Source organism: Oleiphilus sp. HI0079 (genome assembly GCF_001635105.1).
In genome coordinates this window covers 1-934 of sequence record NZ_LWFT01000242.1, presented here as the reverse complement: position 1 = coordinate 934, position 934 = coordinate 1, and the positions used below count along the sequence as shown (strand labels likewise).

Here is a 934-nt window from a genome sequence, read left to right as displayed (position 1 = left end):
TAACGAGTATGCCAAAAATTGTAGACCATGAAGAAAGGCGCGCGGCGATTGCCCGAGGGGCGGTAGAGGCCATCGCTAAATACGGTATTCACAAGGTGACCATGATCAAGTTTGCCGAAGCTGGGGGCTGTACAGAGGGCATGGTCAATTATTATTTTGATAATAAAGATCATGTACTCCAGGCCGCATTAGAGCAAGTGATCGAATCCACCAAGGAGCGTTTGGAACAAGCGATACAAGCTAACCCGAACGATCTGGAGGGCTTGTTGTTACAAACTTTACCTATCAACGAAACCGTGCAAAAAGAATTCTGTGTCTGGCGAGACTTTTGGCAGCGAGCCAGAGATTCCCGGGCCTTACAAGAGACCCAGGCGCGTTGGATAAAGGATTGGGTGGCAGGAATTTCTGGTTTTATCGAGCAGGCTAAGGCGACAGGTGAATTCAGACAGGATTTAGACGTGCAATTAGAAGCTGAAATGCTCGCCACTTATGTGGGGTCCTGGGGATTTTCCGTCTTAAAAAGACATAATCCTCTACAGCCCCCGTGGCTCCTGGCCTCCAGCGGGGTATTAACTTCCTCCTAGCCCTTAACTTGTCCCTTTCGGTTATTATGCTGAGCTTTTTAGGCATCAGATATGGCATATACCGAAAGGCTCCAGATCCTCATTGACTCAGAAATCAATGATTTGTACAGCCCTCCCAGTTTCACCCTCGAAGAACGTCGATTTTACTTTACTCTGAATGAGATGGAAGCCCGTGTCGCCAACGCTATCCGTAGCCGGGCTCACCGCTGTTTCTTTGTCGCTCTGTTGGGTTACTTCAAGTCCAGGCCTGTGGTTCTGAGTCCGAGTTTTGGCGATGTCGAAGAGGATTTGCGGTTTATCGCCAAAGAACAGTTGCCTGGTCCCGGTATCAGGCGCTTCTCATTGGATCA

General features: G+C 49.0%; 2 protein-coding genes. Both read left to right on the top strand.

The features are described from left to right. Window positions 1-584: TetR/AcrR family transcriptional regulator (locus tag A3750_RS03610; protein WP_197474858.1), on the top strand; the 584-nt coding region annotated here is incomplete at its 5' end. 51 nt (window positions 585-635) lie between these two features. Beyond that, window positions 636-934 (top strand): DUF4158 domain-containing protein (locus tag A3750_RS03605; protein ID WP_156498363.1); only part of this gene is annotated, 299 nt, incomplete at its 3' end.